Source organism: Prevotella sp. P4-119 (assembly GCF_002251345.1).
Taxonomy (GTDB): Bacteria; Bacteroidota; Bacteroidia; order Bacteroidales; family Bacteroidaceae; genus Prevotella.
Window position 1 is genome coordinate 184,931 of the sequence record NZ_NPJB01000084.1, and the last position, 13,215, is coordinate 198,145.

A 13,215-nucleotide genomic window follows, 5' to 3' on the forward strand; every position below is an offset into this window, starting at 1 on the left:
ATCTTATAGCGGTTTGTATTCTACGAAGGCTTCCATAGCCTCATAGCAAGCCAATCCTAAATGGTCATAGAGCTTTGCGGTAGCGCGGTTGCGGTCTTCGGCTCTCTGCCAGAACAGGCGTTCATCGTTGCCTAAGAATGGTGCACTCTCCATTTGGGATTGGTGCTTGAGAATAGAGTTGCGCTTTGCTCTCAATTCCTCTGGACTAAGTGGAACGCACATCTCGATATTCTCTATTTCCCATTCTGCCCATGCGCCACGGTACATCCAGATACGGCAGTCTTTCAACCACTCAGCACCTGCTTCCTTCTCAAGATCAATGGCTGCGAGTACCGCATCGGTACATTTCTTGTGTGTGCCATGAGGATCGGCAAGGTCGCCTGCCACATAAATCTGATGAGGCTTTACCTTCTGCAATAGTGCTCTTACGATTTCTACGTCCTTTTCGGTCATAGGCAACTTCTCTATCTTACCGCTTTCGTAGAAAGGCAAATCAAGGAAGTGTACGTGGTCGAGGGGTATTTGATTGTAGGTGCATGCGGTACGAGCTTCACCGCGACGTATCAATCCCTTGATGGTCAGCACGTCTTTAGTATCGAAGTCACTTTCTTTCTTGTTGGCAAAGAACGACTTGATTTCTTTGTATTTGGTAGAGATGACACTATCCTTAGAGTCGGTGAAGAGCTGGTTGAAGCCGTTGATGAAGTGCATGAATCGTGTAACTTCCTCGTCGCCAACAGCAATATTTCCCGAAGTTTCATAGGCCACGTGTACGTCGTGATTCTGTTGTACCAATCGACGAATGGTGCCGCCCATAGAAATCACGTCGTCATCGGGGTGTGGGGAGAATACGATGACGCGCTTGGGGTATGGGGTAGAGCGCTCTGGACGATAGGTGTCGTCGGCATTGGGCTTACCGCCGGGCCAGCCTGTGATAGTATGCTGCAGATCGTTGAAGATCTTGATATTGGCGTTATAGGCTGAACCGTATAGGGCCAAGAGCTCGCTCAATCCGTTCTCGTTATAGTCTTTATTGGTCAGTTTCAATATGGGTTTGCCGATTTTCTGGCAGAGCCAAACCAAGGCAGAACGGATCATCTTGTCTGTCCATTGGCAAGATGTGACCAGCCAGGGGTGTACGATGCGGGTAAGTTGGCATGCTGCGCCTAAGTCAAGAACAACATGAGCATCTGGGTGAGTCTGTAGAAATGACGCAGGAAGTGTGTCGGTGAAAGAGTTTTCCACTACTTTCTGCATGATCTCTGCCTTTTCCTCACCCCACGCGGTAAGATATACGGTCTTGGCAGAAAGCAGGGTGGCAATACCCATGGTGAGTGAGCAGGGAGGGATGGTCTCCTTGGTTTTCTCACTTGCTTCCATTTCCTTACGTGAGATGTTGCCTATCAGAATGATGCGAGTCATCGACTGGATGCTTGATCCTGGTTCGTTGGCTGCAATGTTTCCTGAACGGCCAATGCCGATAAGGGCAATGTCTAAACCACCGAACGACTTGATGCGCTGTTCGTAAAGGCGGCAGCAATCCTGTACGCTCTCTTGCGCTACAAAACCGTCGAGCGTGAAGATGTTTTGTTCTTCAATATCTATATGGTCGAGGAAATGCTCCTTCAACTGGTTGATGCTGCGGATAGAGCTGTCCTTCTGGAGCGGATAGTATTCATAGGCGTTGAATACGACTACATTGCGGAAACTCAGTCTCTTTGTCTGATAACGGCGGATAAGTTCTTCATAGACTGCGATGAGCGACGAACCTGTGCCCAATGCCATTACATAAAACTTTCCTTCATGTTGTGCTGCTTTGATGCCGGCTTCGATTCCGTCGGCAACATGACTGGCACCTTCTGCCATAGAGGCAAAGATGTCGGTATGAATCTTCTCCATTCTGGAGATTTCGGAGTATTCTACGGTAGTCTTTGGCTTGTAGAATTCAACTGGAACTTTGTTAAGTACGATCTGTGAACTAAGATTGAGTCTCATAGTCAATATCAATTTTAAATAGGATGTCTTTTTAGTCTTTATACTCTCGTCACAGTTTTGCTAAACATGTTTAGTTCAATTCATGGCTTGAGGATAACTTTCTGTTGTTGTTATATATCTGATGAGGTCTGTTAATTGTTTATTTTAAGTCCCATGCTATGGCTGAGGCACCCAAAATGGCGGCTTTAGCACCATCAAGACCGCTCATCAAGAATCTGGCCTTACCTTTATATAATGAAAGGACATTTTCGTTATACGCTTCTTCTATCGGACGGAGCAACAGTTCGCCTGCCTGGGCAAGACCGCCGAAGAAGATGAATGCTTCGGGACTTAGGAATGTTGCGATATTGGCGCAAGCGATACCGATTCTTCTTCCTGTCTGTTTGAATACTTCTTGAGCCATGGTGTCTCCTGCCATTGCTGCTTTATATACTTCGTATGATGTGAGCTTGTCGGTGGCAATATCTCTCAGAGAGGTGGCTTCTGGTGATTCTTCCAACATGGCTATTGCTGTGCGTACTACTCCCGTTGCAGAACAATAGGTTTCAAGGCAACCTTTTCTGCCGCAGCCGCAGGGTCTTCCGTCTGGCTCAACAATCATGTGGCCCAACTCTCCGGCAAATCCGTCGAATCCGTAGATGAGTTGACCGTTGGCCACAATTCCTGAACCTACGCCTGTGCCTAATGTCAGTTCTACAAAGTTGTTCATGCCAACAGCCACTCCATATTTCATCTCGCCCATGGCTGCAGCCTTGGCGTCGTTGGTCACTACAACGGGGATTCCTAATTCGTTGACAAACATATTGGCTAATGGCACAATACCTTTGGCCCAAACCAGATTTGCTGCGTGTTCTATAGTGCCTTTGTAATAGTTACCGCATGGAGCACCAATGCCCATGGCACGGATCTTTTCAATACCACCGACTTGTTCGGCTATCTGTTTGATAACTTTTACAGATTCCATGATATACTGATCTACACTTGGGTAAGCTTGTGTCTTGATAGAAGTAGTGGCTATAATCTCGCCTTTGCTATCGACGACACCAAACACGGAATTGGTTCCTCCCAAATCCAAGCCTATCACTAAAGATTTTGCGCCGTATTCCATAATTCAATTGCCTTATTGTTTTTGCTTGAGTAATACCGTTGATGGGTGCTAAATACTCGTTTATAAACAAATTTAATAACAGTTATAAAATAACTAAAATATTTTATTTTGCAAAGTTACAAGTTTTATCATATAATGCAAGCGTTTTATGGTTAATATTTCTAAAACGTATCATTTTTTTTTCTGAGATGAGGTCTTAATGGCTTGAAATCGTTGTGTTTTTGCTTGTGCAGGGCCTGTTTGTAGTGGCTTGTGGATGGTGGGTGCTCGATTGGGCGTTTGTGGTTTTAGTCATTGGCATGTGAAAATTTGGTTTGTTTTTCACAAGTGTATTGATTTTCTTTATCTTCGGGATGGTTTCGGGATGTCTTCGGGTTGTGGTTGGTAGTGTGTGAGAGGAGTTTTTGCATAAATCCAAAGTAAGTCCCAACTGCCTCCCAAGTAAGTCTCATTTATTAGCAGAAGGTCATGGGAGTATGCTGGGAGAAATTGTTGGTGTGTAACGTATGATGCGTTTGCTGGTGTAAAAACAAGGCTGTGCTTCTTTGCTTGTATTCTATATATAATTAAGGTGTAGGGTGAATTGTTGCTGAAAAGTTTAGATGAAAACAGATAATTTTTATCGGTTTAAGATTTATTAACTACAAAAAAATAGTTATGAATATTAAAAAAGACTATCTTTGCAAATAAAAAATATTGTTTATGTTTTGTGATATAATTAAAAATATTAAAAATATAAATAAGTAATCCTCAGTTCAAGGGCGTATATTGGAGAAATTTGTCTCGCAAGGTGCCTTTACAATACCTGAGATGTCGAAGGCGGTCGGAGTAAGTCTTCCTACTACTACATGCGCCATCAACGAACTCATGAAGGCAGGGCTTGTAAGAGAGGCAGGGAAGAAAGATAACTCTGCCGGACGCATACTAATGGTCTATGACCTCATGCCTCAAAGGACTTGCCGGCATTACTGGAGCCTGCCTCATGGCAAGATACAGACTGTTGAATAAACTATAATAAATAAAATATCAATAACTTAAAACAACCAACTTATGCCTTCATCCACTTCGGTCTCAATACATTCAACGATAAGGAATGGGGATATGGCAATACTGATGTGAAGACATTCAATCCCAAAAAGTTGGATTGTGAACAGTGGGCAAAAACCTTGGTTGCCGTAGGTATGAAGGGCGTAAGTATTACCGCCAAGCACCATGATGGTTTCTGTCTTTGGCCAACACATACCACCGACTATTGTATCCGCAATACTCCATACAAAAACGGAGAAGGCGATATCGTTGGAGAACTATCCAAGGCATGTGAGAAATACGGACTGAAATTCGGAGTTTCCTCAGCAAATTCATCGAAATTGCCGACCAAATTCATTGAATTTCCTCAGCAAATTCATTGAATTTACTTTTCTATCTGCTATTTTAATCAGTGATAGCTGACGTTTTGGGGCAGTCCATGTGAGGTCGATGACCAAGGCAGATGGCATTTATCAGTAGCGAAAGCAGGTTATTTCAGAAAAAAACACTAATTTTGCACACATATTGATAATAAGCAATGACCAACGGACGAATACTTTGGGCTGACGATGAGATGGAACTGCTCCGTTCTCATCTGCTCTTTCTGGAAAGAAAGGGCTACGATGTCGTGACCGCTACCAACGGTACCGACGCCGTAGAACTCTGTAAGCAACAGCAGTTCGATGTGATTCTGCTCGATGAAATGATGCCCGGTATTACCGGACTGCAAGCGCTCGAACGCATCAAACTGATACAACCCACGGTGCCCGTAGTCATGGTGACGAAGAGCGAAGAAGAGAATATCATGAACGAAGCGGTGGGCCGCAATATTGCCGACTACCTCATCAAACCCGTCAACCCCAATCAGATTCTGCTCTCGCTCAAAAAACTTATCCATCGTAAAGAACTGGTGGCAGAAACTACGCAAACTGCCTATCAGCAGCATTTTCAGCAAATATCCATGCAAATGATGGATTGTTGCTGTTGGAACGATTGGGCTGCGCTCTACCGACAACTCGTAGATTGGGAACTCAAGCTCGTTTCGGCTGATCCAGCACTGGCAGACATGCTTCGCATGCAGAAGGCAGAAGCCAATCTCGGATTTGCCAAATTCGTGAAGCGCAACTATGTCGATTGGATGCAACACCACGATTTCATGATGAACCACGACGTCATGCAACACCACATATTGCCTATGCTCAAACAGGGTGAGAAAGTTTTTCTCGTGGTGTTCGACAATTTCCGCTACGACCAGTGGAAGGCTATCGAAACCGAACTGACCGATTACGACATCACCGAACAACTGTGTTGCAGCATTCTGCCCACTGCCACGCAATATGCTCGCAATGCCCTCTTTGCAGGAATGATGCCCAGCGAAATCAAGCAACGCTATCCCGATTGGTGGACTGAAGAAGATGCCGAAGAGAGCAAAAACCTCAATGAGCCACACCTCATACAAGCTTTCCTCGACCGCGTGCGTCGTCGCGATACCTTCTCCTATCATAAGATCAACACCACCGATGAAGTCGAACAACTCTTGGCAGAAGCCGACGAACTCTTGCAACGCAACAGCCTCAATGTTGTGGTGGTCAATTTCATCGATATGTTGTCGCATGCCCGAACCGAATCAAAGATGGTGCGCGAACTCGCTCACGATGAGGCTGCCTACCGTTCGCTGACGCTCTCTTGGTTTCGCCACTCCGCCATCAGCCAGTTGCTCCATCGGTTGTCACAGACAGACTGTCGCGTTGTGCTGACCACCGACCACGGCAGTATTCGCACCGATACACCGGTGAAAATCATTGGCGATCGCAATACCAACACCAATCTGCGCTATAAGTTGGGACGCAACCTCGCTTGTGAAAGTCGCGATGTGTTTACCGTCAAAGACCCTAAGAGCGTCTTTCTGCCCTCGCCAAATATAAGCACCAGTTATGTGTTTGCCACGGGCAACACCTTCCTGGCCTATCCCAACAACTACAACTACTATGTTGCCTACTATCGCAACACGTTCCAGCACGGCGGCATCTCTATGGAAGAGATGATCATCCCACTGGTCACACTGAAAGGAAAAAACAGATAACAGATAAAACAATAAAGATATGGAAATCACTATCAACGGTCTCGACACCATACGCAGCGCCGCACGGCAGTTTATCGAGAATATCGGTAGCTCGCGTGTCTTTGCCTTCTATGGCAAGATGGGTGCAGGAAAAACCACATTTGTCAAAGCACTTTGTGAAGAACTGGGGTGTGACGATGTCATCACTTCGCCCACCTTTGCCATTGTCAACGAATATACTGACGGCGAACAACAACCTGTATATCACTTCGATTTCTATCGCATTAAGAAACTCGAAGAGGTCTATGATATGGGATACGAAGAGTATTTCTACTCAGGGGCACTTTGTCTGATAGAGTGGCCCGAACTCATTGAAGACGTATTGCCCGATGATACCGTCCGCGTCACCATCGAAGAACAAGCCGACGGTAGTCGTCTGCTGACGTTCTGATCCGTCTCAACCATATCATAACAGGAGGCAATCACCGACTTCAGGTCGTGATTGCCTCCTGTTCTTGGTATGGCGGTAGCAGAACCGAGAGTGGCTCCTACAGGTTTTGTTCCTGCCAGTCGAAATCGGCTTGCACCACAAAGAACACGTCTTCTACCGGATAATCCTTCTCGTGGTACTCCTTGGCATGCTTGGCCACATAGTCTGCCACATCCTGAAGGTCTATCTCTACTTCCGCATCGGTACACTCCAGCATACCGCTGTCGTAGTAATACTCCACGATGAGATCCATCATAGTACGGATATCATCGGTGGTGTATCGGTCTTGAAGCTCGCTGGACAAGGTGTGGAGAATATATTCCGCCTCACGGGCATCGTTCTCTTCGTCCATGAGAAGCTCTTCTTCAATGCTTGTCATTGTTGTCAGGGTATTGGTACTACAGCAGATTTTCAATCTTCTCCTGCAACTTAGTCTTGGATTGGGCACCTACCAACTTGTCAACAACCTGTCCGCCTTTGATGAACAGCAGGGTGGGGATGTTGCGAATGCCCAGTTCGGCGGCAATATCTTCACACTCCTCAATATCACACTTAGCCACATTGACGCGACCTTCATATTCTTTTGCCAACTCTTCTACTATAGGAGCTATCATGCGGCAGGGGCCACACCATGTGGCCCAGAAATCTACTACAAGGGGCAGATCGCTGTTTTTCAGCTCTGCAAAGTTTTCGTTTGTGACATTCAATTCCATAATTGTAAGTTTGTTAATTAATACTATAGGTATTTATACACTCATGGGTTAAAAGGCAAATATCGTGCCATTTTCCCCGTTTAGTTAATCTTATACGACAGGGCAGACGATTGCTCTATATAGTTGAGCAATGCGGGTTTCACATCAATAGCGGTCGATTGGCTGCGCAACAGTATGCGGCGGCGCTTGCTCTGATCCACAAATTGGAAGAACAGCTGGGTCTTGCCAGGACTCTCGTGAGCCAGTTCGCCTAGTTCGGTCACTATCTGTGAGTCGAGTTGCGATACGTCGATAGAGATGGTGATGCGCTCAATGGCTTTGTCCTTGACACTCTGCATGTATTCTACCGAGGAGACGCGCAGGTCTTTAGGGCCGTTGTCATCTTTATTGCCATACTGAGAGTAGCGCGAAACCACCTTGCCGGTCACATAGACCGTGGCTCCCACTTCAAACATGCCGCGCATCTGTCCCCAGCTTTCGCCGAATAGTGCAAGACGCCCTGAACCTTCAAAATCCTCGATGGTGACAAAGCCGCAGGGGTCGCCGCGCTTGGTAAACTTCTGTTCCACATTGGTGACAATACCGCCCAGCACCACTGTTTCGCGGTCTGCCAATGCATTGATGTCTGCCAGTTCGGCACATTTGGTGTTGCAAAGTGCGTCAATTACCACTTTATATTCATCGAGCGGATGGGCAGAAAGATAGATGCCCACCAGATCGCGCTCCTTGTTTAGTCGCATAATGTTGCTCCACTGTTCGCCTTTGGGAATGGGCGGTGTGGCTATCTCCACAGCGTTTTCACCACCAAAGAGTGAGTTGCGCGCCTCTTGCTGCTCGGCCTGATACATCTGTCCGTAACGCACAAGGGTGTCGAGAAACGATTCGCCCTTGTTGTTCTTTGCGAAGAAATTTTCGCGCGGAATACGGAAACCGTCGAAGCCACCGCTCAGCGCAAGACTTTCTATCGTCTTGCGGTTGACAGCGCTGAGGCTTACACGCTGCACAAAGTCGAAGATGTCCTTGTAAAGACCGTTTTTCTCGCGCTCGGTAATGATGGCTATGGCGGCAGGGTCGCCCACGCCTTTAATGGCTGCGAGACCGAAACGTATCTCTCCTTTCTTGTTCACACCAAACTTCTGATAGCTCTCGTTCACATCGGGACCCAGTGTTGCAATGCCCATGGCCTTACATTCATCCATCAGTTTGGTGATTTCTGTAATCTGATCGCGACGTCGGCTCATGATGGCTGCCATAAACTCGGCAGGATAGTTGGCTTTCATATAGGCTGTCTGGAATGCCACCCATGAGTAACATGCCGCATGTGACTTGTTGAACGCATAGGATGCAAACTTCTCCCAGTCTGCCCATATCTTCTCCAATACCTTAGGATCGTGTCCGTTTTTCTTGCCGCCTTCGATGAATTTAGGCTTCATCGCATCAACGATGTCCTTTTTCTTCTTACCCATCGCCTTACGCAGCGCATCACTCTCACCACGGGTGAAGTCTGCCAACTGACGTGACAACAACATCACCTGCTCTTGATAAACGGTGATGCCGTAGGTGTCTTTCAGATATTTCTCCATGCAGGGAATATCGTAGGAAATTTCCTCTTTACCGTTTTTACGCGCGATAAACGATGGGATATAGTCCATTGGACCCGGTCGGTAGAGGGCGTTCATGGCGATAAGGTCTTCGAAAACGGTAGGGTGGAGCTCGCGAAGATACTTCTGCATACCTGCCGATTCAAACTGGAAGGTACCGATGGTGCGTCCTTGCTGATAGAGTTCGTAGGTCTTGGCATCGTCTATCGGGATGGTATCGAGATCCACTTCTATGCCACGGGTCTGCTTGATAATGGCACAGGCCTCCTTCAACTCCGACAGTGTCTTCAGTCCAAGGAAGTCCATCTTGATCAGTCCGGTCGATTCAATGACGTGACCATCGTATTGGGTGCAGTTGGTTTTCTCACCCTTGAAATCGGGGTCGTCGGCAGTAGATACCGGCACCCAGTCGCTGATGGGGTCTCGACAGATGATGAATCCGCAGGCATGGATGCCCGTACCGCGCACCGTTCCCTCCAACATCTTCGCATATTTGATAGTGTTTGCCATCTTCGAATCGGTCGATACCTCGGCATCGCGCAGCTCCGGCACGCAGGCTATGGCATTGGTGAGGTTCATCTTTTTGCCATCGGGCAACTTGTCGGGAATGGCTTTACAGAGGGCATTGGCTTCGGCAAGGGGCAGCTTTTCCACGCGAGCCACGTCCTTCAGAGAGTTTTTGGTTGCCATCGACGCATAGGTAATAATATGCGCACAGTTCTCATGACCGTATTTATCTTCCACCCATTTCAGCACTTTACCACGTCCGTCATCGTCGAAGTCGGTATCGATATCAGGGAGTGAGATACGGTCGGGATTGAGGAAACGCTCAAACAGCAGGTCGTATTTCAACGGGTCAATCTTTGTAATTCCCAGACAGTAGGCTACCACAGAACCGGCAGCAGAGCCACGTCCAGGGCCTACCATTACACCGAGTTCATCGCGTGCAGAGTTGATGAAGTCTTGCACAATGAGGAAGTAGCCGGGGAAACCCATCGTCTTCATGATGTGCAGTTCAAACTTTACACGGTCGTGCACCTCGTCGGGGATAGGGTCGCCATAGCGGTTGCGGGCACCCTCATAGGCGAGTTTTGCCAGATAGTCGGCTTCATACTTGATACGGTATATTTTGTCGTAACCGCCAAGTTTCTTGATTTTCTTCTCTCCTTCCTCTGGCGAGAGAGGGTTTTCACCATTCTCGTCGGTGGTAAACTCGTCGTAGAGTTGTTGTTCGGTGTATTTCTGGCGCCATTCTTCTTCGGTACCAAACGATTCAGGGATGGGGAAGAAAGGCATGATAGGGTCGTGGTCGAGACTGTAGATCTCAACCTTATCGAGTATTTCGGTTGTGTTCGAGAGGGCTTCGGGAATGTCGGCAAACACCTCGTTCATCTCTTCGCGGGTCTTAAACCACTCCTGTTTGGAGTAGAGCATACGTGTAGGGTCGTCCAAATCCTTACCCGTAGAGAGGCAGAGCAAGTGGTCGTGGGCCTCGGCATTCTCTTGATCCACAAAGTGGGCATCGTTTGAACAGACGAGCTTGATGCCGTATTCGTGTGCCAGTTCTATCAATACCTTGTTGGCTTGTTGCTGCAAAGGGAAGGTTTCGCGGTTGGCACGCTGGTGGGGATCGCGCACCTCATGGCGCTGCAGTTCAAGATAATAGTCGTCGCCAAACACGCGGTGATACCATTCCAAAGCTTCGCGTGCACCAGCCATATCACCGTCAAGAATCTTTTTGGGCACTTCGCCGGCAATACATGCCGAGCAGATGATGAGTCCTTCGTGGTATTTCTCCAAGTCGGCACGGTCGGTACGAGGGCGCATATAGAATCCATCGACCCAGGAATTGCTCACCAGTTTGATCAGATTCTTATAACCTTTATAATTCTTAGCGAGCACAATGAGGTGGTAACCGCCCATGTCTTCCTTGCCTTGGCGATTCTCCTTGCTACCACGGCGAGCCACATACATCTCACATCCGAATATGGGCTTGAAAGGCTCGAGACCTTCCTTCTTACGTCCCTTGTTGACACCGCCCACATAATCGTGGAATTCCTTGATGCCAAACATGTCGCCGTGGTCGGTGATGGCCATGCCGCGCATGCCGTTCCCAACGGCTTTATCCACCAGTTTCTTAATGCTCGACTGACCGTCGAGAATAGAGTAATAGGTGTGGACGTGTAAATGTATGAAATCTTGCATATCTATTGTTTATTGTTTGATAAATGTGGTGTAAAGTTACGCTTAAAAGGTGAGAACTCCAAAAGAATGGAATAAAAAATTTGTGAAATAGATAAAAATAGCGTACCTTTGCAGATGGAATAAAACAATCGTACCACTACGTATGGGAAAAAGACTAAAGAAACTTAAGAAAATTAGAATACACCGTGAAGGTACAAGCGAATTGGCCATTAGCATGATACTTATCATTGTTTTGGCTATCGGATTGTGGTTTGCCTTCGATACGAAGATTCCTTTTTGGATTAGCATACTTGGTTTGGGCACGGCATGGATGCTGGCGCTCAATTTCTATCGCTGTCCTATCCGTTATTTCAATGGAGATACCCACAAGATGGTCGTGGCACCTGCCGATGGAAAGATCGTTGTAATTGAGGAAGTGGATGAGAATGTCTATTTCCACGATAAGCGTTTGCTCATCAGCATCTTTATGAGTCCGCTCAATGTGCATGCCAACTGGTTCCCCGTTGACGGTAAGGTGAAGTTTGTGAGTCATCACAATGGAAATTATCACAAGGCTTGGTTGCCCAAAGCCAGTGAGGAAAACGAGCATGCAGACATCATGATTACCACTCCAGAAGGTGAGGATGTGCTGGTCAGACAGATTGCCGGTGCTATGGCCCGTCGCATAGTTACCTATGCAAAGGCTGAAGAGGAATGTAACATCGACGAGCACTTAGGCTTCATCAAGCTCGGATCGCGTGTGGATGTCTATCTGCCAATAGGTACAGAGGTGCGTGTCCGCATGGATCAGCCTACCACTGGCGACCAAACCGTATTGGCGGTATTGAAGTAATACAGTTACATTTTACGAATTCTACATTATGAGCATCAAAAAACATATTCCTAACACCATTACCTGTTGCAATCTCATCTCTGGGTGCATCGCAACATGTATGGCATTCTACAGCGAATGGGATAAGGCATTGCTGTTTATCGTTATTGGTGCGGTATTCGACTTCTTCGATGGTATGAGTGCACGCCTCCTTGGTGTTAGCTCACCCATTGGTAAGGAACTCGACTCGTTGGCTGATGACATCACTTTTGGTTTTGCACCTTCTGCAATCCTCTTCGACTATCTGTATTGTCAGGTTGAAGGCATGGGAGGATTATATTCCCTGTTGCCTTATGTCGCCTTTGTGATGGCTGCCTTCTCAGCGTTGCGCTTGGCTAAATTCAATCTCGATGAGCGTCAGACCACATCGTTTATCGGTGTGCCCACTCCTGCAAATGCCCTCTTTTGGGGGTCTTTGATTGTGGGTAGTGGCAAAGCTATTGAGGCATTACCCTACAGCATTTATGTTGTGGTGGCTGCCATCTTCTTCACCAGCTATCTGCTTATCGCTGAGATTCCCCTTTTCGCTTTGAAGTTTAAGCATTGGGGATGGCGTGGCAACGAGGTGAAGTATATATTCATTCTCTCTTGCATTCCATTGCTCTTACTACTCCAGGTCAGCGGCATTGCCGTTATCATTGCCTGGTATGTGGTATTGTCATTGTTTACCAATATCAACAAGAAGAAATAAGTAAACCCTATAGTCATGCTTAAAGCCATAGGAGGAATGATCCTCTTTGTTTTTTTCTTTATCGTGTTTCTTGTCCTACTTGTGGGGGGACAGGTGTTGCGAATGATTCGCCGCATGCAGAGACAGATGCGTGATGCAGCAGGCGAACATGCCAGACAGTATCGCAACGAGACTGGACGGCAGCGCCAACAGTATGATCGTCGTGCACAGACGGCTGGTTATACCAATAGTCGATGGGAGAATGAAACGGTAGAGGAAGATCCTGTCGAGGTGCATACCACGACACAATTTGGTGAAACCATCATAGACCGCAGAGGTCGTGAAAACAAGAAGATCTTTGATGATGGCGATGGAGAATACGTCGATTTCAAGGAAGAGAAATAATCCAAATAGTATATCAATATAACAAAGCGAGCCGCAACATTCTGTGTTGCGGCTCGCTTTGTTGGTATA

Annotated in this window: 11 protein-coding genes and 1 pseudogene; 7 read left to right on the forward strand and 5 right to left on the reverse strand. The window is 47.0% G+C overall.

The annotated features are described in order from the left end of the window. Window positions 1–3: 3 nt before the first annotated feature. Together CIK89_RS10235 and CIK89_RS10240 are read right to left on the reverse strand one after the other, a co-directional pair. Entirely contained in the window at window positions 4–1,995 is a 1,992-nt protein-coding gene (locus CIK89_RS10235; RefSeq protein ID WP_094391256.1) for a glucosamine-6-phosphate deaminase, read from the reverse strand. Between the two features lie 139 nt (window positions 1,996–2,134). Beyond that, window positions 2,135–3,103 carry an ROK family protein gene (locus tag CIK89_RS10240; RefSeq protein ID WP_094391257.1) on the reverse strand — a complete coding sequence of 323 codons (969 nt, stop codon included), beginning with the start codon at window positions 3,101–3,103 and terminating at the stop codon, window positions 2,135–2,137. 810 nt (window positions 3,104–3,913) lie between these two features. Between CIK89_RS10240 and CIK89_RS10245 the strand changes: the two genes are divergently transcribed. From CIK89_RS10245 to tsaE, 4 genes and pseudogenes are all read left to right on the forward strand, one after another. Beyond that, window positions 3,914–4,111 (forward strand): hypothetical protein, encoded by a 198-nt coding sequence (locus tag CIK89_RS10245; RefSeq protein ID WP_094391258.1) that lies wholly within the window; start codon window positions 3,914–3,916, stop codon window positions 4,109–4,111. A 29-nt stretch (window positions 4,112–4,140) separates the two neighbouring features. Continuing rightward, window positions 4,141–4,449, forward strand: a pseudogene (locus tag CIK89_RS10250) (alpha-L-fucosidase); the annotation flags it as partial. Between the two features lie 218 nt (window positions 4,450–4,667). Continuing rightward, window positions 4,668–6,212: a bifunctional response regulator/alkaline phosphatase family protein gene (locus CIK89_RS10255; protein WP_094391260.1), complete on the forward strand. Its 1,545-nt coding sequence runs from the start codon at window positions 4,668–4,670 to the stop codon at window positions 6,210–6,212. Window positions 6,213–6,231: 19 nt separating this feature from the next. Continuing rightward, a complete protein-coding gene (gene tsaE / locus CIK89_RS10260) occupies window positions 6,232–6,642 on the forward strand; it encodes a tRNA (adenosine(37)-N6)-threonylcarbamoyltransferase complex ATPase subunit type 1 TsaE (protein WP_094391261.1) in 411 nt (136 codons plus the stop codon). 97 nt (window positions 6,643–6,739) lie between these two features. Here the strand turns inward: tsaE and CIK89_RS10265 are convergent, their stop codons facing one another. The 3 genes from CIK89_RS10265 to dnaE form a co-directional block, all read right to left on the reverse strand. After that, window positions 6,740–7,060 (reverse strand): hypothetical protein, encoded by a 321-nt coding sequence (locus tag CIK89_RS10265; RefSeq protein WP_094391262.1) that lies wholly within the window; start codon window positions 7,058–7,060, stop codon window positions 6,740–6,742. 19 nt (window positions 7,061–7,079) lie between these two features. After that, entirely contained in the window at window positions 7,080–7,394 is a 315-nt protein-coding gene (gene trxA / locus CIK89_RS10270) for a thioredoxin (protein WP_094391263.1), read from the reverse strand. An 80-nt stretch (window positions 7,395–7,474) separates the two neighbouring features. Beyond that, on the reverse strand, window positions 7,475–11,200 hold the full coding sequence (gene dnaE / locus CIK89_RS10275; RefSeq protein WP_094391264.1) for a DNA polymerase III subunit alpha: 3,726 nt from the start codon (window positions 11,198–11,200) through the stop codon (window positions 7,475–7,477). 142 nt (window positions 11,201–11,342) lie between these two features. Between dnaE and CIK89_RS10280 the strand changes: the two genes are divergently transcribed. The 3 genes from CIK89_RS10280 to CIK89_RS10290 are packed head-to-tail and all read left to right on the forward strand — an operon-like array spanning window position 11,343 to window position 13,146. Then, window positions 11,343–12,032 carry a phosphatidylserine decarboxylase family protein gene (locus tag CIK89_RS10280; protein WP_094391265.1) on the forward strand — a complete coding sequence of 230 codons (690 nt, stop codon included), beginning with the start codon at window positions 11,343–11,345 and terminating at the stop codon, window positions 12,030–12,032. 28 nt (window positions 12,033–12,060) lie between these two features. Then, on the forward strand, window positions 12,061–12,762 hold the full coding sequence (gene pssA / locus CIK89_RS10285; RefSeq protein WP_094391266.1) for a CDP-diacylglycerol--serine O-phosphatidyltransferase: 702 nt from the start codon (window positions 12,061–12,063) through the stop codon (window positions 12,760–12,762). 15 nt (window positions 12,763–12,777) lie between these two features. Next, a complete protein-coding gene (locus tag CIK89_RS10290; RefSeq protein ID WP_094391267.1) occupies window positions 12,778–13,146 on the forward strand; it encodes a DUF4834 family protein in 369 nt (122 codons plus the stop codon). Window positions 13,147–13,215: the final 69 nt, after the last annotated feature.

What these genes read in the sequence shown, in the direction of transcription:
- CIK89_RS10235 (WP_094391256.1), bottom strand. Translation starts at nt 1,995, where the DNA reads ATGAGACTCAATCTTAGTTCACAGATCGTACTTAACAAAGTTCCAGTT.
- CIK89_RS10240 (WP_094391257.1), bottom strand. Translation starts at nt 3,103, where the DNA reads ATGGAATACGGCGCAAAATCTTTAGTGATAGGCTTGGATTTGGGAGGA.
- CIK89_RS10245 (WP_094391258.1), top strand. Translation starts at nt 3,914, where the DNA reads ATGTCGAAGGCGGTCGGAGTAAGTCTTCCTACTACTACATGCGCCATC.
- CIK89_RS10255 (WP_094391260.1), top strand. Translation starts at nt 4,668, where the DNA reads ATGACCAACGGACGAATACTTTGGGCTGACGATGAGATGGAACTGCTC.
- tsaE (WP_094391261.1), top strand. Translation starts at nt 6,232, where the DNA reads ATGGAAATCACTATCAACGGTCTCGACACCATACGCAGCGCCGCACGG.
- CIK89_RS10265 (WP_094391262.1), bottom strand. Translation starts at nt 7,060, where the DNA reads ATGACAAGCATTGAAGAAGAGCTTCTCATGGACGAAGAGAACGATGCC.
- trxA (WP_094391263.1), bottom strand. Translation starts at nt 7,394, where the DNA reads ATGGAATTGAATGTCACAAACGAAAACTTTGCAGAGCTGAAAAACAGC.
- dnaE (WP_094391264.1), bottom strand. Translation starts at nt 11,200, where the DNA reads ATGCAAGATTTCATACATTTACACGTCCACACCTATTACTCTATTCTC.
- CIK89_RS10280 (WP_094391265.1), top strand. Translation starts at nt 11,343, where the DNA reads ATGGGAAAAAGACTAAAGAAACTTAAGAAAATTAGAATACACCGTGAA.
- pssA (WP_094391266.1), top strand. Translation starts at nt 12,061, where the DNA reads ATGAGCATCAAAAAACATATTCCTAACACCATTACCTGTTGCAATCTC.
- CIK89_RS10290 (WP_094391267.1), top strand. Translation starts at nt 12,778, where the DNA reads ATGCTTAAAGCCATAGGAGGAATGATCCTCTTTGTTTTTTTCTTTATC.